16 protein-coding genes and 2 pseudogenes are annotated in these 19,963 nt (G+C 60.4%); 3 read left to right on the forward strand and 15 right to left on the reverse strand.

What is annotated here, in order from left to right:
- Positions 1–16: 16 nt before the first annotated feature.
- From ACYZT3_RS19440 to kdpF, 6 genes are all read right to left on the reverse strand, one after another.
- Complete coding sequence (locus ACYZT3_RS19440) at positions 17–715, reverse strand: response regulator (RefSeq protein ID WP_462030490.1); 699 nt, start codon at positions 713–715, stop codon at positions 17–19.
- Between the two features lie 68 nt (positions 716–783).
- Positions 784–3,429 (reverse strand): sensor histidine kinase, encoded by a 2,646-nt coding sequence (locus ACYZT3_RS19445; protein ID WP_282376380.1) that lies wholly within the window; start codon positions 3,427–3,429, stop codon positions 784–786.
- A gap of 136 nt (positions 3,430–3,565) precedes the next feature.
- Positions 3,566–4,114, reverse strand: coding sequence for a potassium-transporting ATPase subunit KdpC (kdpC, locus tag ACYZT3_RS19450; protein ID WP_462030491.1), 549 nt, complete (start codon positions 4,112–4,114; stop codon positions 3,566–3,568).
- Positions 4,115–4,288: 174 nt separating this feature from the next.
- The gene (kdpB, locus tag ACYZT3_RS19455; RefSeq protein ID WP_462030492.1) at positions 4,289–6,355 is read right to left on the reverse strand and encodes a potassium-transporting ATPase subunit KdpB; all 2,067 of its coding nucleotides are present in this window, start codon (positions 6,353–6,355) and stop codon (positions 4,289–4,291) included.
- Positions 6,356–6,365: 10 nt separating this feature from the next.
- Positions 6,366–8,060 (reverse strand): potassium-transporting ATPase subunit KdpA, encoded by a 1,695-nt coding sequence (gene kdpA, locus ACYZT3_RS19460; RefSeq protein WP_462030493.1) that lies wholly within the window; start codon positions 8,058–8,060, stop codon positions 6,366–6,368.
- An 8-nt stretch (positions 8,061–8,068) separates the two neighbouring features.
- Entirely contained in the window at positions 8,069–8,158 is a 90-nt protein-coding gene (gene kdpF / locus ACYZT3_RS19465; RefSeq protein WP_007899818.1) for a K(+)-transporting ATPase subunit F, read from the reverse strand.
- Between the two features lie 182 nt (positions 8,159–8,340).
- On the opposite strand from kdpF, the pseudogene ACYZT3_RS19470 reads away from it, so the two are divergent.
- Both ACYZT3_RS19470 and ACYZT3_RS19475 read left to right on the forward strand, forming a co-directional pair.
- Positions 8,341–9,538: pseudogene (locus ACYZT3_RS19470) on the forward strand (amino acid permease).
- 124 nt (positions 9,539–9,662) lie between these two features.
- Positions 9,663–9,830, forward strand: coding sequence for a DUF2897 family protein (locus ACYZT3_RS19475; RefSeq protein ID WP_007931351.1), 168 nt, complete (start codon positions 9,663–9,665; stop codon positions 9,828–9,830).
- A gap of 448 nt (positions 9,831–10,278) precedes the next feature.
- Here the strand turns inward: ACYZT3_RS19475 and ACYZT3_RS19480 are convergent, their stop codons facing one another.
- From ACYZT3_RS19480 to ACYZT3_RS19490, 3 genes are all read right to left on the reverse strand, one after another.
- A complete protein-coding gene (locus ACYZT3_RS19480; RefSeq protein ID WP_282383495.1) occupies positions 10,279–11,337 on the reverse strand; it encodes an IS110 family RNA-guided transposase in 1,059 nt (352 codons plus the stop codon).
- Between the two features lie 146 nt (positions 11,338–11,483).
- Positions 11,484–12,332 carry an urea carboxylase-associated family protein gene (locus tag ACYZT3_RS19485; protein WP_462030494.1) on the reverse strand — a complete coding sequence of 283 codons (849 nt, stop codon included), beginning with the start codon at positions 12,330–12,332 and terminating at the stop codon, positions 11,484–11,486.
- 15 nt (positions 12,333–12,347) lie between these two features.
- Entirely contained in the window at positions 12,348–12,914 is a 567-nt protein-coding gene (locus tag ACYZT3_RS19490) for a GntR family transcriptional regulator (RefSeq protein WP_462030495.1), read from the reverse strand.
- Here ACYZT3_RS19490 and ACYZT3_RS19495 point away from each other — a divergent pair.
- Positions 12,892–13,056: pseudogene (locus ACYZT3_RS19495) on the forward strand (TetR/AcrR family transcriptional regulator); the annotation flags it as partial. The gene ACYZT3_RS19490 and the pseudogene ACYZT3_RS19495 sit on opposite strands and share 23 nt — an antisense overlap.
- Here the strand turns inward: ACYZT3_RS19495 and fabF are convergent.
- The 6 genes from fabF to ACYZT3_RS19525 form a co-directional block, all read right to left on the reverse strand.
- The gene (gene fabF, locus ACYZT3_RS19500; RefSeq protein ID WP_462030496.1) at positions 13,053–14,327 is read right to left on the reverse strand and encodes a beta-ketoacyl-ACP synthase II; all 1,275 of its coding nucleotides are present in this window, start codon (positions 14,325–14,327) and stop codon (positions 13,053–13,055) included. The pseudogene ACYZT3_RS19495 and the gene fabF overlap by 4 nt on opposite strands.
- Positions 14,328–14,359: 32 nt before the next feature.
- Positions 14,360–15,154 carry an SDR family NAD(P)-dependent oxidoreductase gene (locus ACYZT3_RS19505; protein WP_462030497.1) on the reverse strand — a complete coding sequence of 265 codons (795 nt, stop codon included), beginning with the start codon at positions 15,152–15,154 and terminating at the stop codon, positions 14,360–14,362.
- A gap of 206 nt (positions 15,155–15,360) precedes the next feature.
- Positions 15,361–15,696, reverse strand: a complete 336-nt coding sequence (locus ACYZT3_RS19510; RefSeq protein ID WP_462030498.1) for a ComEA family DNA-binding protein — start codon at positions 15,694–15,696, stop codon at positions 15,361–15,363.
- 112 nt (positions 15,697–15,808) lie between these two features.
- Entirely contained in the window at positions 15,809–17,803 is a 1,995-nt protein-coding gene (locus ACYZT3_RS19515) for a polysaccharide biosynthesis protein (protein ID WP_462032401.1), read from the reverse strand.
- A 107-nt stretch (positions 17,804–17,910) separates the two neighbouring features.
- On the reverse strand, positions 17,911–18,939 hold the full coding sequence (locus ACYZT3_RS19520; RefSeq protein WP_462030499.1) for an MraY family glycosyltransferase: 1,029 nt from the start codon (positions 18,937–18,939) through the stop codon (positions 17,911–17,913).
- Positions 18,936–19,907 (reverse strand): UDP-glucose 4-epimerase family protein, encoded by a 972-nt coding sequence (locus ACYZT3_RS19525; RefSeq protein WP_462030500.1) that lies wholly within the window; start codon positions 19,905–19,907, stop codon positions 18,936–18,938. The genes ACYZT3_RS19520 and ACYZT3_RS19525 overlap by 4 nt, the downstream gene beginning before the upstream one ends.
- Positions 19,908–19,963 lie beyond the last annotated feature (56 nt).

The raw sequence follows: 19,963 nt of genomic DNA on the forward strand, positions 1-19,963 counted from the left end.
TCATTCAACACTAAAACTAAAGGCTGTCCTCACTCAACAACCGATACCCAACCCCGGCTTCGGTGACGATGAACCGCGGCTGCGTCGGGTCGTCTGCCAGTTTCTGGCGCAAGTGCCCGACCACAATCCGCAAATAGTGAGTGTCCTCGGTATGGGTCGGCCCCCAGATGTCCTTGAGCAGTTGCTGCTGGGTGATCACCCGCCCCGGATGCCGCGCCAGTTGCGCCAGCACCGCGTATTCCTTGCGGGTCAGCGCGACTTCGGTGCCATCGAGCAGTACCCGGCGATAAGCCAGATCGACGGTCAACGGGCCGAACGTCAGCGCCGCCGTTTGAGCTTCTCCCGCCGGCGCCTGACGCAACAACGCACGAACCCGGGCCAGAAATTCCTGAATACCAAACGGTTTGGTCACGTAGTCGTTGGCGCCGCCATCGAGGGCTTCAACTTTCTGCCCTTCACTGGCACGCACCGAGAGCACCAGCACTGGCACCTTAGACCACTCGCGAAACTCGCGCAGCACGTGCTGGCCGTCCATGTCCGGCAACCCGAGGTCGAGCACCAGCAGGTCTGGCTTATTCAGCGCAGCGTGGGCCAGGCCTTCGGTTCCGGTACCGGCTTCGAGCACTTTATAGCCCTGGGAGGCGAGGCTGATGCGCAGGAATTTGCGGATCTGTGGTTCGTCATCAATGACCAAAATGGTCGCGGTCTGGCTCATGAATTCACATCAACACAAAGAAGTAGCAAGAGAGTAACGCAAGCACGATCAGGCTTCACTTTCGGCTCTTAATTTTCAAAGGCCGGCTGAGCCTGCAACGGCAGGTGCACCGTGATGCAGGTGCCCCGCCCTTCGATGCCATCGGCGACGCTGATCCGCCCGCCATGGGCACCGACCATGCCCTGACAGATCGCCAGCCCCAGCCCGGTGCCCTGTCCACCACGATCACCGCGCGCAGCGGTGTAGAACATGTCGAAAATCTTCGCCCGTTCTTCCTGCGGAATCCCCGGCCCTTCATCGCTCACTGAAAAAAACAGCTCGCTGTCATCGGCTCCGGCGCGCAATTGCAGGCGACCGTGAGGCGGTGAAAACCGCGCGGCGTTTTCGAGCACGTTGACCAGCGCCTGTTCGATCAGCGCGGCGTGGACGTAAAGCAGCGGCAACTGCGGCGGCACTTCGGTGGTCACCTGCAACGGCGCCAGCACGGCGCGCAGACGATTGAGCGAACTGCCGACGATGTCGGCCGGCGACACCCAGTCCCGCGCGAGCTTCAGGGCGCCGTGCCCGAGGCGGGTCATGTCCAGCAGGTTTTGGATGTAGCGATCGAGGCGTTCGGCTTCATCGCGAGTGCCTTCGAGCAGTTCGCGGCGATCCTCCAGCGGGATCGCTTCACCGAGGGCCAACAGGCTGTCGATGCTGCCGCGCATGGAGGTCAGCGGCGTGCGCAAATCGTGGGACACCGAGGCCAGCAAGGCACTGCGCAGTTGCTCGGTTTCGCCGTGCAGCCGAGCGGCTTCCAGGTCCTCGGCCAATTGCGCACGCGCCAGCGCCTGGGCCAGCGGCTGGCTCAACGCGGTCAACAAACGGCGACGCTGCCCGCTCAGGGTCTGGCCCTCTTTGGCACACACACCGAGCAATGCCAGCGGCCCGTCTTCCACCGACAACGGCCACCACCACCAGCGTCCGAACGGCAGCGTACCGGTGCCCGCGCCGGCCGGTTGATCATGTTGCCAGGCCCAATCAGCGGCAGCGCGCTCGGCTTCGGAAAACTCCAGCGGCCCACCGGTTTCGACTTTCCAGCCGCCCTGCCCGTCTTGATTGAGCAGGCACAGTTGCAGATCACTCCAGCCGTTGAGGTGCTGGGCCGCTGCGCTGACCACCGCCTGACGGTCGGTGGCGGCAGTGAGTTTGCGTGACAGGTCGAGCAGTTCGGTGGTTTCTTCCTGAGTGTCGCGCAGGGCTTGTAACTGCCGCCGCTGTCGGGCCGCGAGGTTACCGGTGAGCGCCGCCATCAGCAGGAAGAACAGCAAGGTCAGCACGTCTTCTTCGCGCTGGATGCTGAAAGAGAAAGTCGGCGGAATGAACAAAAAGTCGTAGGTCAGAAACGACAACGCCGCACAGGCCAGCGCCGGGCCGAGGCTGCTGCGCACCGCCACCAGCAACACCGCGGCGAGAAACACCAGCGAGATATTGGGCAGCGGCAAGACACTCGCCACCGCCCAGGCCAAGGCGCTGGCGAGCACCGTCGCCATCAGCGCCAGCGCGTAGTCGAACCACACCAGCGTCTGCGCCGAACGCTGACGCGGCTGATGCTGTTCGTGGTCGCTGTCGAGGACGTTGATTTCCAACCCGCGCGCATCGCGCAGCAAACGTGACGCCAGACCGCCACCGAACAAGCGCCGACGCAACCGCTGCCGGGACTGCCCCACCAACACAAGACTGGCGCGGCGTTCGGCAGCGTGCTGGATCAGGGTTTTCGCCACCTCACCGGCGCGCAACAACACCACTTCGCCGCCGAGGCGTTCGGCCAATTGCTGGGCACTTTGCAGACGCAGGCGCGACTGCTCGTCACGCACGCTGCCGTTGTCCACATGCACCAGGCTCCACGGCAAATGCCGACGCTGGGCGACGCGACTGGCGTGACGCACCAGGCGCTCGGCCTGAGCATCGCCATCGACACCGACCAACAGGCGACCGCGTACCGCCGGCGCCGCTTGGCCGAGCTGGCGATAGCCCTGAGCCAAATCATCATCGACCTGAGCGGCGGCAGTTTGCATCGCCAGTTCACGCAGGGCCGTGAGGTTGGTCTGGGTGAAGAAAGCGTCGATGGCCGCCCTCGCCTGCTCCGGCACGTAGACCTTGCCATCGCGCAGACGCTCGAGCAGCTCGCGCGGCGGCAGGTCGATCAGCAGCAGTTCGTAGGCCTCTTGCAGCACCCAGTCCGGCAGGGTTTCGCGGACCTGCACGCCGGTGATGCCACGCACTTTGTCGTTAAGACTTTCCAGGTGCTGGACGTTGACCGTGGTGAACACGTCAATGCCTGCAGCGAGCAGTTCCTGGATGTCTTGCCAGCGTTTGGTGTGGCGACTGCCGGGCGCGTTGCTGTGGGCCAGTTCGTCCACCAGCACCAGTTTCGGTTTGGCCGCGAGCAAGCCGTCGAGGTCCATTTCTTCGAGCATCACGCCTCGGTATTCCGAGCGCACCAACGGTTGCTGCGGCAAGCCGCCGAGCAGCGCTTCGGTTTCGGCGCGGCCATGGGTTTCGACCACGCCGGCGATGACTTTCACACCCTGGCGCAGTTGGGTGTGGGCCGCTTGCAGCATGGCGTAGGTTTTGCCGACACCGGGTGCGGCGCCGAGAAAAACCTTGAGCCGGCCACGGCCATCCCGAGGCAGGTCTGCTAACAACGCGTCGGCGCGGCCGGAGTCACTCATGCTTGAAGTTCTCTTTTTTCAGATTGATCGTTCCCACGCTCTGCGTGGGAATGCAGCCCGGGACGCTCCGCGTCCCATCCAAGCGGACGCAGAGCGTCCATTGATGCATTCCCACGCGGAGCGTGGGAACGATCGTCTACCACAGGTTTTCCAGCGCCAGGTTCAACGCCAAAACATTCACCACTGGCGGGCCAACGAGTGGCTGTTCAATGTGCGCGTCCAGCAGTTGCTGAAGGGTCGCCACCGGCAGATTGCGCGCGGCCGCAACACGCGCCAGTTGATAGGTAATCGCTGCCGGTGGCAAGTGTGGATCGAGACCGCTGCCCGAGGTGGTCAACAGGGCCAATGGCACCGGACCCTGGCCCGGCACCAGCAGTTTATTGGCATCGTCGATCACCCGAGTGGCCAGGGCCGGGTTGCTCGGCGAGAGGTTACTGGCACTGCTCGACACGGTGGCAAATGCACCGGCCGATGGCCGTGGATGGAACCAGGCGTCACCGACGAAATCCTGGGCAATCAGGGACGAGCCGCGGACCTTGCCATCGGCGTCGTGGACCAGGCTGCCGTTGGCTTGATCGGGGAATGCGACCTGGGCGACACCGGTGACCACCAAGGGGTAAGCGACGCCGGTGATCAGGGTCATCAGGACGAGCAGGCTCAGGGCCGGGCGTATCATTGTGGACATTTCAGAATCCTCGAATTCGGTGAACAAGTCAGCGTTCATTCAGCTGCACCGTGGTGCATTCATCGCGAGCAAGCTTTGCTCCTACGGGTTGGCGTCGTACACGAGCTTTGCGAACACCTCAAACCCTGTAGGAGCGAGGCTTGCCCGCGATCGAGCGCGAAGCGCTCGCCAGGGTCAAACCAAATGCAATGCAGTGAGCAGCATGTCGATCGCCTTGATCCCCACAAACGGCACCAATAGCCCGCCCAACCCATAGATCAATAAATTGCGACGCAGCAACGCCGCCGCACTCGCCGCTTGCACCCGCACACCGCGCAGCGCCAGCGGAATCAGCACCACAATGATCAAGGCGTTGAACACAATCGCCGACAGAATCGCGCTCTGCGGACTGCTCAGGTGCATGACGTTCAGCACGCCCAGTTGCGGGTAGATCGAGGCGAACAGCGCCGGCAGGATGGCGAAGTACTTGGCCACGTCGTTGGCGATGGAAAACGTCGTCAGCGCACCGCGGGTCACCAGCAGTTCTTTACCAATCTGCACCACGTCCAGCAGCTTGGTCGGGTCGCTGTCGAGGTCGACCATGTTCGCCGCCTCGCGCGCCGCTTGCGTCCCGTCGTTCATCGCCATGCCCACGTCCGCCTGGGCCAGGGCCGGGGCGTCGTTGGCGCCGTCGCCGCACATGGCGACCAGGCGACCGTCGTTCTGCTCGTGGCGAATGCGCGCCAGTTTCTTCTCTGGCGTGGCTTCGGCCAGCACGTCATCCACGCCCGCCTCGGCCGCAATCGCGGCGGCGGTCAGCGGGTTGTCGCCGGTCACCATGACCGTGCGAATTCCCAGTTTGCGCAGCTCGGCGAAACGCTCGCGGATGCCGGGCTTGACCACGTCCTTGAGGTGGATCGCGCCGAGCAATTTACCGTCGGCGCAGACCAGCAACGGCGTGCCGCCGCTCTGGGCGATCTTGTCGATTTCCCGGGACAGCGGCGCTGCAAGGTCGGCGCGTTTCAGGCCGACGAAGGCCAGCAACGAGTCCACCGCACCTTTGCGATACACGCGGCCCTGATAGTCGACACCGGACAGGCGCGTCTCGGCACTGAACGGTACAACGGTCAGCAGTTCGGTGGACGGCTCAGGCTGCGGATGAGTGCCGCGCAGGTACTCGACGATGGATTTACCTTCAGCCGTGTCATCGGCCAACGAGGCGAACAACGCACCCTCGGCGAGTTCCTTGGCGGTGACGCCAGGCGCCGCGTAAACCGCGGTGCAACGACGGTTACCGAAGGTGATGGTGCCGGTCTTGTCCAGCAGCAGGACGTGTACGTCCCCCGCCGCTTCCACGGCGCGACCGGATTTGGCGATCACGTTCAGGCGCACCAGACGGTCCATCCCGGCGATACCAATGGCCGACAGCAAACCGCCAATGGTGGTCGGAATCAGCGTGACCAACAACGCCACCAGGAACACCAGCGGCAGGCTGCCGTTGGCGAAGTGGGCGAACGGTTGCAGGGTGACGACCACCAGCAGAAAGATCAGGGTCAGGCCGATCAGCAGGATGTCGAGCGCCACTTCGTTCGGGGTTTTCTGGCGTTTGGCGCCTTCGACCAGGGCGATCATGCGGTCCAGCGTCGACTCGCCAGGGTTAGCGGTGATGCGCACCAGCAGCCAGTCTGAGACCAGGCGAGTGTTGCCGGTGACGGCCGAGCGGTCGCCGCCGGATTCGCGAATCACTGGCGCGGATTCACCGGTAATCGCCGCTTCGTTGACCGCCGCGATGCCTTCAATCACCTCGCCGTCACCGGGGATCATTTCCCCGGCTTCAACGCGCACCACATCGCCCTTGCGCAGGCTGGTGGCCGGCACCACTTGAAAGGCACCGTTGCTGGTTTTGCGCCGAGCGCTCAAGCCTTCGCTGCCGGCCTTGAGGCTGTCGGCGCGGGCCTTGCCGCGACCTTCGGCCAAGGCTTCGGCGAAGTTGGCGAACAGCACGGTGAACCACAGCCACAAGGCGATTTGCGCGGCGACAAAGGTCGGCACACTGCTGTCGGGAATGAAGCACAGCACGGTGGTCAGGACGGCGGTCAGTTCGACCACCAGCATCACCGGCGCACGCTGCAATTGCCGCGGGTCGAGCTTGACGAAGGCTTGCACCAGCGCCGGGCGCCAGAGGGCCGAGATCGCGGTTTTCGGTTGTTCCGCCGATTTGGCGGGTGCTGCTTGTTTTGAAGCCGGGACGTGCATATTCATGATGGATTCCTTAGAAGCCCATACTCAAATGTTCAGCAATCGGACCCAGCGCCAATGTCGGCAGAAAGGTCAAACCACCCACCAGCAAAATGGTCACGGTCAGCAAGGTCACGAACAGCGGGCCATGGGTCGGGAAGCTGTTCTGGCCAATCGGTGCGGTTTTCTTCATCGCCAGGCTGCCGGCCAGGGCCAGAACCGGAAGGATGTAACCGAAGCGACCGATCAACATGCCCAAGCCGAGCATCAAGTTGTGGAACGCGGTATTGGCACCGAAACCGCCGAACGCCGAACCGTTGTTGGCACTGGCCGAGGTGTAGGCGTACAGCAACTGGCTGAAACCGTGAGCGCTGGGGTTGCTGACTGCTGCGACCGGGCCGGGCAGGCTCGCGGCAATCGCACCGAGCACCAGCACGCCGACGGGCATCACCAGCAAGGTCACCACCAGCAACTGGACCTCCTTGGCCTGCAGTTTCTTGCCGAGGTATTCCGGGGTGCGGCCGATCATCAGGCCGGCGAGAAACACGGCGATCAACACGTTCAACAACATGCCGTAGAGCCCGGCACCGACACCGCCGAAGATCACTTCGCCGACCATCATGTTGACCAGCGCGACCATGCCGCTCAGCGGGTTAAGGCTGTCGTGCATGCCGTTGACCGAACCGTTGGACGCGGCGGTGGTGGTCACCGACCACAGCACCGTGGCGGTGGTGCCGAACCGCGCTTCCTTGCCTTCCAGCGGCGCGGTCTGTTCGACGGCGACATTGTTCAGGGTCGGGTTCGGCTGGTATTCAGCCCACAGCGACGTGGCGCCGCCGATCAGGAACAATGCCAGCATGCAGGCGATGATCGCGCGGCTCTGACGCAGGTCTTTCACGTAGTGGCCGAAGGTGAACACCAACGCCACCGGGATCAGAATGATCGAGCCGACTTCAAACAGGTTGCTCCACGCCGTCGGGTTCTCGAACGGGTGCGCCGAGTTGACGCCGAAGAAGCCACCACCGTTGGTGCCCAGTTGCTTGATCGCAATCTGGCTGGCGGCCGGGCCGAGCGGGATCACCTGATCGACGCCTTGCATCGTCACGGCATTCACGTACTGCGCGAAGGTTTGCGGCACGCCCTGCCAGACCAGATACAGCGCCAGCAACAGGCACAACGGCAACAAGCCGTAGAGGGTGGCGCGGGTCATGTCGACCCAGAAGTTGCCGAGGGTTTTGCTCGACTTGCGGCCGATCCCGCGACACAGGGCAACCAACACGGCGAGGCCGGTGGCGGCGCTGACGAAGTTCTGCACGGTGAGGCCGACCATCTGACTCAGGTAGCTCAGGGTCGCTTCGCCACTGTAGGACTGCCAGTTGGTATTGGTCATAAAGCTGACGGCGGTATTGAACGCTTGCGTCCACTCCTGACCCGGCAGGTTCTGCGGGTTCAGTGGCAAGTGGTCCTGGAACAACAGGATCGCGAACAACAGCAAAAAGCCCGCGAGGTTGAAGGCGAGCAAGGCCAGGGTGTACTTCTGCCAGCTCTGTTCGACCTGCGGATCAACGCCGGCCACCCGATAACATCCACGCTCCACCGGTCCGAGGATCGGTGAAAGCCAAGTGCGCTGACCTTCCATCACCTTGTAGTAAAAGCGCCCCAGGAACGGTGCCGGAATCAGCACCACGGCGAAGAAGGCGAGGATCAGCCAATAGTCATAACTGTGCATACCCGCTCCTAGTTCCGGTCCGCGCGCAACAGCGCAACCAACAGATAAATGAACAGCCCCACTGCCAATAGCAGTGACACCCCGTCCAGAACGCTCATGGGAATTCTCCGTGTTACGGCGTATTGCCGCGTGTGGGGCCATTGTCGGCAGGGAGGCTGTAAAGGAACGAGAGCGAGGGTGCTGGCTGTTCATAAAGAAAACGTAAAGAGTGGGTTTATGCCGGCGTTACAGCGGTGTCCGGGCGGGCCTCATCGCGAGCGGGCTTGCTCGCGAAGGCAGCATGAACACACAACTCAAACCCACGCTGGGCACGCTGCACCTGTGGGGCATTGCGGTCGGGCTGGTGATATCCGGCGAATACTTCGGCTGGAGTTACGGCTGGGGCGTGGCGGGCACGCTCGGTTTTCTGGTGACGTCCTTTATGGTCGCCACCCTGTACACCTGCTTCATCTTCAGTTTCACCGAGCTGACCACGGCGATTCCCCATGCCGGCGGTCCCTTTGCCTACAGCCGTCGCGCCTTTGGCGAGAAAGGCGGATTGATCGCCGGGTTGGCGACGCTGATCGAATTCGTCTTCGCCCCGCCGGCCATTGCCTTGGCAATTGGTGCCTACCTCAACGTGCAGTTTCCCGCGCTCGACCCGAAGCACGCAGCAGTCGGCGCCTACATTGTGTTCATGGGCCTGAACATCCTCGGGGTGAAACTGGCCGCAACGTTCGAGTTGATCGTCTGCGTCTTGGCCGTGGCCGAACTGCTGGTGTTCATGGGCGTGGTCGCCCCGGCGTTCAGCTTCAGCAATTTCGCGCTTAACGGCTGGGCCGGTTCCGATGTGTTTGGTAGTGCTGCTGGCCATGGGCGTGATGTTCTTTGCCGGCGGCGTCGGTGACTGGCGCACCCTGTCGAACATCAACGATCCGCTGCCGCAAGCGATGAAAACCGTGGTGGGCGAAAGCTCGGGCTGGTTGCACATGCTGGTGTGGATTGGCCTGTTCGGTCTGGTGGCGAGTTTCCACGGCATCATCCTGGGCTACTCGCGGCAGTTCTTCGCTCTCGCCCGTGCCGGTTACTTGCCGGCGTCCCTGGCCAAGTTGTCACGTTTTCAGACCCCGCACCGGGCAATCATCGCCGGCGGCGTGATCGGCATTGCCGCGATCTACAGCGATGGTTTGATCAACCTGGGCGGCATGACGCTGACGGCAGCGATGATCACGATGGCGGTATTCGGGGCGATTGTGATGTACATCATGAGCATGCTCAGCCTGTTCAAACTGCGCAAAACCGAACCGAATCTGGAGCGCACCTTTCGCGCGCCTTGCTACCCATTGGTGCCGATGATTGCGCTGGTGCTGGCGGTGGTCTGCCTGGTGGCGATGGGGTTGATCTTCCTGGGCTTCATGGCGGTGGGGTTCGTGTACTTCATGCTCACGGCGCAACTGCGTGCCGATGCACCGGCGGACGCGATGCTGACCGGACTTTAAACAGGCGAAGTGTTGCTGTCATAACAGGCATAGAATGGAACCAGTGCGAAAATAAATCGCTCAAAGTGGTATGCACGATCGGTTGGCGAAACCCGCCAATCGGCCTGCCCTTAAGGAGAGCTCTATGCCCTGGTATGCCTGGTTAATTCTGGTCGTTGCAATCGGCTCGATCGTTGGTGGTTTGATGATGTTGCGTGACACCGCCAACAAGGTCGAACTGACCGATGAGCAACGCAAACGCGTCGCTGAACGCAACGCGGAAGCGGATGCCAAGGATGCGCAGGACCGCTAAACCAAACTTCGCCAGCCAGGTCTGGCGAAAATCACCTGTAGCAGCTGGCGAAGCCTGCGTTCGGTTCGGGCCGCGTTCGGACGCAGCAGTCGCAAATCCTGTTAAAGCGGTCTATCTGACGTACCGCGTTCGCTGACATTACGACTGCTTCGTCCGAACGCGGCCCGAACCGAACGCAGGCTTCGCCAGCTGCTATGTATGGACTCGCCCCCACTGTCTACCCGCTTTTGAAAAACCGCCGCCCCGTTGCATCTATGTATTAGGCCTATTCGAGGAAACCGTCTTCGGCTTCTGGCCAAAATTGGAAGAGCTCGTGGTATGCCGATTACAGTCAGGCCTCGAAGGCCAGTAGCAGCTAAGGCATCAATCCACGCCGGTCTTACCTGGGGTCAATTTTTTTTCAGCAAAGGGCCGGACAGTTAGTACCTCGGTGGCAGAACTCTGTCGCTCAGTGGCTCATCGTCGCTTGCTGGCCATCACCAGCCTGGCGACGATAAGTCTGGTCATTCTGTAGAAGCACCCAGACGATTCGCAGGTTGCGGTTGGCTAACCTGACCGCAGCCTCCTTACGGCCCAGTCGGCTCATCCAGCGCAACAAGCGGCGGTCATCGGGTTGCTGGGAATCAGGTCGTAGTTGTTGCAGTACCGCATGAGCTCCCTGGATCATCAGGCTGCGTAAATAAACATCGCCTCGCTTGGTCATGTCCCCCAGCCGGACCGTCTGCCCGCTGCTGTGCTGGTCAGGCACCATGCCAAAGTACGCGGCAAACTTGCGGGCATTGGGAAATCGCTCAGGCTTGGTTTCCTTGGCCACCAGTGCCGTGGCAGTGACTGGGCCGATGCCGCGCACAGTCATCAGTCGCTTCGCCGTCATGTCGGCGTTGGCGGCCACTTCCAGGCGCCCCGTCAGCACGCTGATGCGTTCGCCCAAATGGCGCCACTCGGCCAACAGTTCGTCGATCAGTTCACGCAGCAGGCCCGGCACCGGCTGGGTGGCATCTTCCAGTACCCGCGGAATTTTCTGGCTGATCGCAACATCGCCCTGCGCCAAGGCCACGCCGTGCTCGAGCAGCAGGCCGCGCATCTGATTACTCACCGCCGTGCGTCGACGCACATAGCCTTGGCGGGCGCGATGCAACGCCTGCATTGCCAGCGCCGCAACGCTTTTGACCGGCACTGCGTAGATCTTTTCATCGCGACCAGCCCGCAGAATCGCCAGCGCATCGTTGCGATCATTTTTAGGCCCGCTGCGATGGGTGGCCACCAAACCGGCTGGAAGAATCCGCGCCAGATTGCCTTGCTCTTGCAACTGCCGGGCCCAGGCTTGAGCACCCGGACCGGTCTCCATCAGAACCACGACATGAGGCGGCAACTGGCGGAGAAACTCATAAAACGCCTCGCGCGACTTGATCCGTCGCTCGTAGTGCACCTGGCCGAAGACGTCTTCACCGGCGACCTGAAAGACCTGCTTGGCCAGATCGACCGCCACAGTTGTGCAGGCCGACAAATCGGAAGAAGACAGGGATTGATCAATCGAAGTATGCTTTTTCATGGACTCGCCCTCGCTGTCGTTGGCTGTTTAGACTGCCACCGTGGCGCATTGACGCCTCGGCTTGGGCGAGTCCATCCAATTACAGGTGGGTGTCGTTGCGGTTACTCCCACTCCGCCTTGGCGATGTGCAGGCCATGCAGCCCTTTATAGGCCGCTCGTTCCGGCTGGCTCCAGCCCTCAAGCAACGAATCCTCCAAACGATAAATCTCTACCCCGAGCGGGCGACACACGCTCAGCGGATCCTGCGCATCCGGTCCCCACATCGCCAGCGACAGGTCACCGCCCGGGCAGGTCGAGAGCGCACACAACAGATCGATTTCGGCAAAAAACTCCAGGTAATCGCCCTTCTGCGCCGGACAGGCTTTCATGAAGTACATGTCGTCGTGGTTCAGGCCCGTGCACTGAAAAATGTTCAGCACGTCATGCACGTCAAACTCGGTCAGGCCATGGGGCAGCACCGCGCGGGTCAGGTTCGAGTGGCAGTGATGATGGAAGTCTTCGCCGGTGAGCATTTTGTTCACATAGGGATCGCAGCGGGTGCCCAGCAAATCATGCAGGCGACCGCCATGTTCGTCGATGCCGTAACCGGCCAGGCTGTCATCGGTGATGGTCACCAGCGGACGTAAAAACGGCAGGTTCGACCAAAGCCGGTCATGGGTGCTGACGTGAGCGCCCTGCAATTGCCGGGTCCGTGCCGCCCACAAACGCTCCCGTGGATCGTTGGCATTCCAGACGTTGAAGTCGCCCACTTGCGGGCCGACGGGTGTGGTCACCCGGAACACATGCCCGGCCGGCACTTTCCAGGCGCGACCGGTGCGGATCGGCACCTCGAATGCCTCGATCAGCGTGCGCCCGTCCTTCGCATCGCGAATCCGCTCGTAGAAGGCTTTGTCCACCTGCAGGGCTGAGCCTTTGCTGACTTGATAGGCCGCCGGATAGTCTTTGTACATGGCACGAATCCTCGATCAGTGATGGGAAGAACGGGTAAGCATCTGCAACAGGAGGTGTTCGGAGTCGTCGAGATAAAGGCTCATGGCGTCCTCGGCCGCGCGTTTGTCACCCTCGACCAACCACTCATGTATTTGCCGGTCGCGCGCCAGCCAGGGCGCCTGAAAGCGGGATTCATCGGGAGCGGTGCAGAACACCAAGCGCAGCTGCGCGACGACGTTGGTGAAGAACTCATCGAACAGTGGACTGCGCAGCAATCCGACAATGTGTTGATGAAACGCCAGGCTGTCGGTGCCGACGGCGCGCCAGTCCTCGCGCTCCCGGGCAAGCTCGGTGGCCTCCAGGGCTTCAAGCATCCGGTCGGATTGAGAATCGCGCACCATCACGCCCTTGTTGCGCACATAACGGGTGAGGCCTTCCTGCCCCAGCCGATGCAACGCTTCGCGAATGGTATTGCGGGAGGCGTTGTAGGCGGACACCAGATCGTTTTCCACCAACGCCATGCCGGGCAGCAAACGACCGCCAATGATGTCGGCGCGCAACGCTAGTGTGATGTGGTCGGCGAGGGACAGTCCGCTGTTCATACTCATAGCCTCCCAGACTTCACCCCATGAAGGTTGCCCGCTTCCGACCGCGCTACTGCTGTCACGCAGTGTCGAGAATCCTGAGTTGGCTCAGCGGATTCTCGACATTACTCGCGCCTATCTCAAACAACCTCGGGACTAGCCCTCCCAGCGCTTGAACAGCACGCTGGCATTCACCCCACCAAATCCAAAGCCGTTGGACAACGCGTAGTCGATTGCCATCGGCCGTGCTTTACCGTGGACGATGTCGACGCCTTGGGCGGCGGGGTCCGGGTTGTCGAAGTTGAGGGTGGCCGGTACGACCTGATCGCGGATCGCCAACAGCGTGAAAATCGCCTCGATACCGCCCGCTGCGCCGAGCAAATGCCCGGTGGCCGACTTGGTCGACGTCACCGCAATTTTGTTATCCGTGCCAAACAACGCCTTGATGGCAGCCAACTCCCCCAGATCCCCGACCGGCGTCGAGGTTGCGTGAGCATTGAGATGTTGCACCTGCGCCGGCGAAACGCCCGCCTGGGCCAACGCCAGCGACATCGCCCGTCGCGCACCGCTGCCATCCTCGGGACCTGCCGTCAGGTGATAGGCGTCGGCACTGGTGCCGTAACCGACCAGCTCCGCAAGCGGTTGAGCACCACGGGCCAAGGCATGCTCCAGGGATTCAATCACCAGAAGGCCTGCGCCCTCCCCCATGACAAAGCCATCACGGCCACTGTCGAACGGCCGCGAGGCACGCTCCGGGGTTTCGTTGAAACCACTGGACAAGGCGCGAGCCGCGGCAAACCCGGCGAGACTGACGCGATCAATCGCCGCTTCCGCGCCGCCACACACCGCAATGTCTGCCTCGCCACACCGAATCAGCCGCGCCGCATCGCCAATCGCCTGGACCCCGGCCGCGCACGCCGTCACCGGAGCACCCAACGGGCCCTTGAAGCCGTGCTGAATCGAGACATGACCCGCGGCCAGATTCACCAGGAACGACGGAATAGTGAACGGCGACAAGCGTCGCGGCCCACGGCTGTCCGTGGTGCGCACCGCGTCGGCAATCGCGCCGAAACCACCCACGCCGGAGCCGATAATGGTTGCAGTACGTTCCTGGGCATTGGCGTCCGCCGCTTGCCAACCGGCCTGCTCCAGCGCCTGACGCGCGGCTTCCATGGCGAACATAATGAAGCGGTCCATCTTCTTCTGCTCTTTAGGCGGCGTCGCCCGATCCGGGTCAAAACCCGCCTCGGGATCGTCAGCCAGGGTCGGCACTGCACCACCGACCTTGGCCGGCAAATCGGCAACCACCTCGTCCGGCAAATTGCGCAACCCGGAACGCCCTGCCAACAGACGCGCCCAGACGGCTTCGACGCCAGAACCCAATGGAGACACCAGGCCCATGCCCGTTACAACTACTCGACGATCACTCATACCGCAAATACCTCAAGCCGATTCATGACGCCTCACGTGTAACGCGCGGCGGCCTTACTTTTGGAAAGATTCGGCGCCATTACATGACGCGCCGCAACGAAGGCATCCCAGTCGGCCGCCTCCGGCAGCGAAGGAATGGTGATCAACTCACCCTGGTCCAGACCCGACAACGCCGCATCGACCATCTCCCCGGCTTCCATCACCCTATCCGCTGGAATCTGGGTAGCGTCGATACCGGAGCGCTCCCAGATTTCGGGGCGTGTTACCCCGGGCAACACGGCCTGCACCTTGACCCCGGTGCCCTCCAGTTCAGCGTTCAACGACTGCGTCAGACTTAACACATAAGCCTTGCTGGCGCTGTAAGTGGCGTTGAAGCGCTCTGGGAACAACGCCACCACTGATCCGATGTTGATGATCGTCCCGCGGCCCGCCTTGGCAAAACTGGCGGCCGCTGCCGAGGCCAGCCGCGTGACCGTCGTAACGTTCAATTGAATCAGGCGTTCCAGCTGATCCATGTCGGCATTGGCCAACAACCCATCAGCGGCAACACCGGCGTTGTTCAGCAACAGGCTGATACTCGAATCGCTGCGAAGACGCTGTTCGAGCTTCAGCACCTCATCCTTCTGCGTCAGATCCGCCTTGAGCACCTCGACCTGAACACCATGCGCGGTGCGCAACGTGGTCGCCGCCGCTTCCAGCCGCTCTTGATCACGGGCGACCAACAACAAATCAAACCCACGCGCCGCCAACCGCTCGGCATAAATCGCACCGATACCGGAAGAAGCACCGGTGACGAGGGCCGTACCTTGGGACTGGGCAGAATTCATGACTGTGCTCCTGGGAGATGCCTAAGGGAAAGACAAGCGCCTGAGGCTCAGAACGCTTTGGCGGAAAGTCTTTTATTATAGGCATAATCTGAATCGCATATGATAGCCGTAATTTTTCACGTATCGACGAAAGGCGCACCATCACAGCGTTCGCCAGAAAGCAAAAAGGCCGATCAATGACCGGCCCCTGACGCTGACGTATAAGCTTAGTTCACCTCAAGCTTCTCGCGATTCTTATCCAGAATGGCTTTACCGATTCCCTTCACTTCGAGCAACTCGTCCACGGACGCAAACGGTCCATTACTCTCACGATAGGAAACAATCGCCTTGGCCTTGGCCTCACCTACTCCAGACAATTCGCGCTGAAGCGTTGGCGCATCGGCCTGATTCAGATCGACCTTGCCGGCCTGTGCCGAAGGAGAAACTTCCAGCACCAAGGGTGCATTGCCAGCCTCGGGCTTGGCCGTCGGCGCAGCAATGGCCGCAATAGAAGCGCCGGTGAGCAGGGCAAAAACCAGAGAGTAGAAATAGCCAGTACGCATAAATGACGCTCCATGACATCGATTGAGAAAGCAGCTTTTCCGAAGCTGCCTCTCAAACTTAGGCGATGTCTGGAGCCTGTCAAAAATGTGTCCGTTACAGGATGTGAAACAATCAGGGTTCGAGACGACGTTGCTGGTAGATCCAGTCAACTATATCGCCGTCGGGGGTGTAGCCGCTGACGGTTTCGCGCAGGAGCTGACGGACGCGAGCGTAATCGTCGTGATCGACTGCGACCAGCAACTCCCTCAAACGGCCCTTGAGTACATCCCAGGGCAGATGATCTTCGTTGGCGCTCATGATCATCGGATGTTGCGTCGCGGCCACGTTGTCGCCGATCAGCAACTCCTCGTAAAGCTTCTCGCCGGGACGCAGACCGGTGAATTCGATGGAGATGTCGCCTTGCAAATTCTTGTCCGACCGAATGCTCAAGCCCGACAGGTGAATCATCTTCTCTGCCAGCTCGACAATCTTCACCGGCTCGCCCATGTCCAGAACGAACACATCACCGCCCTGCCCCATGGAACCCGCCTGGATCACCAATTGCGCAGCTTCGGGGATGGTCATGAAATAGCGAGTGATTTTCGGGTGGGTGACCGTCAACGGGCCACCGGATTTGATCTGCCTGTGAAACAGCGGGATCACTGAGCCGGATGACCCCAGCACATTGCCAAAGCGCACCATGGTGAACCGGGTCTTGTTGACCCGGGATACATTGGCATTGTCGCCGAACAGCACAGGGGCAATTTCACGACTCAACGCTTGAAGCGTCATTTCGGCGAGACGCTTGGTGCTGCCCATCACATTCGTGGGGCGTACAGCCTTGTCGGTGGAGATCAACACAAAGTTGGACACGCCCGACTGCAGCGCAGCCTGAGCAGTGTTGAGCGTGCCAATGACGTTGTTAAGCACGCCTTCGGCAATGTTGTGTTCGACCATCGGGACGTGCTTATAAGCGGCAGCGTGGTAGACGGTGTCCACGCCCCAGGTTTTCATCACGTCCAGAAGTTTGTCCTGGTGGCGGATCGAGCCGAGGATAGGAAGCAGCCGAACAGAGACCGACTCCCGACAACCGCGCCGCTCAAGCTCCGACAGAATGCTGTAGAGGTTGAATTCGCTGTGTTCAAACAGTAACAGCGTGGTCGGGCCAAGCGAGAAGATCTGTCGGCAAAGCTCTGCACCGATCGATCCACCTGCGCCCGTCACCATCACTGTCTTGCCTTTGATACAGCGTTTGAGCAGGTCTGGTTGCGCGGGTACCGAGTCGCGACCGAGAAGGTCCGCGATATCCACTTCCTGGATGTCTTCGACCTTTACCCGACCGCTGGCCAGATCGGTGAAGTTGGGTACGCTTCGGATGTGAAGGGGGAAACGTTCCAGAATAGTGAGAATTTCCCTGCGGCGTGCGCGGGTAGATGACGGCAGAGCGAGGAGGATTTCCTGCGCGCCTGTTTCATCGATCATCTGTTGGATGTGTTTGGGTTTGTAGACTTGCAACCCGGCAATCGAACGATCGGCAATGCTTGGATCATCGTCGATAAACGCCACAGGACGCATGACTCGGCCCATGCGAAGTGCTGCGACAAGCTGATTCCCGGCTACGCCGGCACCATAGATAGCGACCTTGGTGAGCCCGTGATCTCGGTTAGTGAACGGTACGTGCTGCGCGGCGGTGAACCAGTCGCCCATGAAATATTGGCGCATGCACAGGCGAAGGCCGCCAATGATGACGAGGCTAAGCCACCAGTAATTGAAGACAATGGAGCGCGGTACCACGGCCTCATGGTTGCTGTACCAGTAGACGACGAGTGCCAGGATCAGCGATGAGAGAGTGACTGCCTTGATAATCGCAATCAACGCATCGTTGCCGAAGTAGCGCATAACCGCCCGGTACATGCCAAAGCGGATAAATAGAGGAATAGCGACGACAGGGGCGCATACAAACAGCCAAAAATGAACCCTGAATGGGTTGTACATATCATCGATACCCAAACGCACGATGAATGCCAACCACAGAGCTCCCCAGACCAAAAGAATGTCTGTGCCGACCTGTATCAGTCGCTTCCGGCGCCTGGGAAGCCCTACAAGGCGCGCTCTAACCCTATCCAAATACTCTTCAAACACCTCAGCCTTCTCCCTTCAACTGCCGCATCACCCTAGTGAAACCTTATAGGCGCATCTCATTTACTTTTAAACCTAAATGACAGAACTATTACTTAGTTCTTCATCGATGCCCCTTCAAGCTCTCCAGCGTGAAACTTGATCGCCAGCACGACCAGAGGAGCATAGGCCAGAATCAAACCCAGAGTTGAGTTCAAGCCAAATTGCGTAACGCCTAGTGCGATAGGCAATAACCAAAGCAAATTGATGGCACCCACCGCCACAGTAACCGGTAAATGGTTGCCAAACCGACGGGAGGCAAACTGATAGGCATGGCTGCGGTGTGCTTCGTAAATCTTGTCGCCCCTGAGTAAACGGCGAAACAGGGTAAATGTCGCATCGACAATAAATACGCCGAGCAGAATCAGCCAACCCCATAGCAAGTCAGCAGAGACCCAGGCCGCTTGCAATGAGAGCCCACCAAGGACAATGCCGAGGAATCCGCTTCCGGCGTCCCCCATGAAAATCCTGGCGGGGGGGAAATTCCAAAAGAGGAAACCCGCCACGGACACGGCCAACAATAATGGGGCCCAAACCAAGTCCGGCGCACCACTCACCCAATACAGGAGACACGCCCCAAGGCAAACGCAAATCGCCTCGACGCTGGCAATGCCGTCGATACCGTCCATGAAGTTGTAAAGGTTAAGTAGCCATACCAGATAAAACGCTGCTAACACATGGCCAAACCACCCGAGGTCGAAAGTCCCCCCACCGATTTCAACAACGGGTAACCCACCGATCCAGAACAGCAACCACGTCGACGCAGCGAAATGCCCCAACAAGCGCCAACGGGCGGCGATGTGTCCGTGGTCATCCATAAATCCGATAATCGCGATCAGTGCTCCCCCACCGGCAATCGCCAAAAACGCCGAGGAAGGCATCAACCCGGTAAACAAGAGCATCCCCAAAGCCAATGTAAACGCCAGGACAATTGCCACCCCCCCCCCTCGAGGAGTGGGAACCGAATGAGAACTTCGGGCGTTGGGAATATCGATCAGGCTTCGAGACAGAGCGTAACGACGTAAAGCCCATGTGAGGGAAAAAGACACAGCAACGATGACAGGGATAAACCAGCCATAACTCATGATTTACGCAAATCCAGAAAATGTTGTGCCGTCAGGCTCAAGGCTTTATCGAGGGTGACCGGAGGCGTCCAGCCCAGTAGCTGTCGGTTTTTGCTGATATCAACCTGCAAGGACCCGAGAATACGATCCGACAGCGCTCGCCGTCCCAGTAACGCTGCCGCACCGCTCATGAGCCAGGCCGGTATTGGCAACAATACGGCAGGTTTGCCCAGAGCGCCCGCCAACTTGCGTAGTAATTGCGTGGTCGACACGTCCTCGCCGTCACTGACAAGGAACACTTGATTGGCAGCCGCTGGGTGGTCGGAACAGGTCACGATAAAGTCCACCAGATTGTCTATGGCAACGAGACTGCGGTGATTGTGGACAGCGCCAAAAGGCAAAGGAACGCCACGGTACAACCAGCGCATCATGCTGAGGAAGTTGGCTTTGACGCCCGGCCCATAGACCAGCACAGGGCGGATGATGACCACTTCCATGCCTGAGGAAATCGCCAACGCCTGCAAGGCAAGCTCTGCCTCAAGTTTTGAGATCCCATATGGATCAACCGGGGCAGGCGTATCGTCGGCGGTATACGCCTCGCCTCCTGTAGCCCCCGCTCCGTTCACTTTTATCGAACTGATGTAAATGAGTCTTCTAACCCCGGCGGCTGCCGCCTGACGTGCCAGATTCAATGTGCCATCAACATTCACCTTGCGAAATGCGATCAGCGGGTCAGCCGAGACATCATTCATGACATGAACCCGAGCGGCGGAGTGAACAACAACGTCAACGCCCTTTAGCGCATCATTCCAATTGAACACCGCATCGAGGTTTGTGAAGGGTATTGAACGAACCCCATCAGGAAAATTCGTGACCACATTCCTGACGGGGGCGATCACCGTAGACCCCGGTATCAACGCCAATTGTGTGATCAACGCCCGTCCCACAAAACCGCTGCCGCCGGTAACGAGGAATGTCTTGGAGCTCATTGGCGACCCTTTGGAATACGTAAAGACGTCAGCGCATAGGCCGCAGCGGATGTGAT

This window comes from Pseudomonas sp. MDT1-16, from assembly GCF_054898115.1.

What these genes read in the sequence shown, in the direction of transcription:
- ACYZT3_RS19440 (WP_462030490.1), bottom strand. Translation starts at nt 715, where the DNA reads ATGAGCCAGACCGCGACCATTTTGGTCATTGATGACGAACCACAGATC.
- ACYZT3_RS19445 (WP_282376380.1), bottom strand. Translation starts at nt 3,429, where the DNA reads ATGAGTGACTCCGGCCGCGCCGACGCGTTGTTAGCAGACCTGCCTCGG.
- kdpC (WP_462030491.1), bottom strand. Translation starts at nt 4,114, where the DNA reads ATGTCCACAATGATACGCCCGGCCCTGAGCCTGCTCGTCCTGATGACC.
- kdpB (WP_462030492.1), bottom strand. Translation starts at nt 6,355, where the DNA reads ATGAATATGCACGTCCCGGCTTCAAAACAAGCAGCACCCGCCAAATCG.
- kdpA (WP_462030493.1), bottom strand. Translation starts at nt 8,060, where the DNA reads ATGCACAGTTATGACTATTGGCTGATCCTCGCCTTCTTCGCCGTGGTG.
- kdpF (WP_007899818.1), bottom strand. Translation starts at nt 8,158, where the DNA reads ATGAGCGTTCTGGACGGGGTGTCACTGCTATTGGCAGTGGGGCTGTTC.
- ACYZT3_RS19475 (WP_007931351.1), top strand. Translation starts at nt 9,663, where the DNA reads ATGCCCTGGTATGCCTGGTTAATTCTGGTCGTTGCAATCGGCTCGATC.
- ACYZT3_RS19485 (WP_462030494.1), bottom strand. Translation starts at nt 12,332, where the DNA reads ATGTACAAAGACTATCCGGCGGCCTATCAAGTCAGCAAAGGCTCAGCC.
- ACYZT3_RS19490 (WP_462030495.1), bottom strand. Translation starts at nt 12,914, where the DNA reads ATGAACAGCGGACTGTCCCTCGCCGACCACATCACACTAGCGTTGCGC.
- fabF (WP_462030496.1), bottom strand. Translation starts at nt 14,327, where the DNA reads ATGAGTGATCGTCGAGTAGTTGTAACGGGCATGGGCCTGGTGTCTCCA.
- ACYZT3_RS19505 (WP_462030497.1), bottom strand. Translation starts at nt 15,154, where the DNA reads ATGAATTCTGCCCAGTCCCAAGGTACGGCCCTCGTCACCGGTGCTTCT.
- ACYZT3_RS19510 (WP_462030498.1), bottom strand. Translation starts at nt 15,696, where the DNA reads ATGCGTACTGGCTATTTCTACTCTCTGGTTTTTGCCCTGCTCACCGGC.
- ACYZT3_RS19520 (WP_462030499.1), bottom strand. Translation starts at nt 18,939, where the DNA reads ATGAGTTATGGCTGGTTTATCCCTGTCATCGTTGCTGTGTCTTTTTCC.
- ACYZT3_RS19525 (WP_462030500.1), bottom strand. Translation starts at nt 19,907, where the DNA reads ATGAGCTCCAAGACATTCCTCGTTACCGGCGGCAGCGGTTTTGTGGGA.